The organism is Escherichia sp. 93.1518 (assembly GCF_013368915.2).
In the GTDB taxonomy this organism is placed as follows: Bacteria; Pseudomonadota; Gammaproteobacteria; order Enterobacterales; family Enterobacteriaceae; genus Escherichia; species Escherichia ruysiae.
This window is the reverse complement of sequence record NZ_JABWMT020000140.1, coordinates 1-229: the sequence shown is the minus strand read 5'-3', so window position 1 is coordinate 229 and position 229 is coordinate 1. Positions and strand designations below refer to the sequence as shown.

At 52.8% G+C, this 229-nt stretch carries 1 tRNA gene; it reads left to right on the top strand.

Going from position 1 to position 229, the window contains the following annotated elements:
• The first annotated feature begins 57 nt into the window (after window positions 1-57).
• A tRNA-Thr gene (locus tag HEN21_RS22820) sits at window positions 58-133 on the top strand.
• Window positions 134-229: the final 96 nt, after the last annotated feature.

The following is a 229-nucleotide window of genomic DNA, read 5'->3' as shown; positions in this document are numbered from 1 at the left end:
GTAGTGTGGGGTCTCCCCATGCGAGAGTAGGGAACTGCCAGGCATCAAATTAAGCGTGCTGATATGGCTCAGTTGGTAGAGCGCACCCTTGGTAAGGGTGAGGTCCCCAGTTCGACTCTGGGTATCAGCACCACTTTTTAGGTTAAAGTTCGGCAGATTAGAAAAGAATTTGTCTGGCGGCAGTAGCGCGGTGGTCCCACCTGACCCCATGCCGAACTCAGAAGTGAAA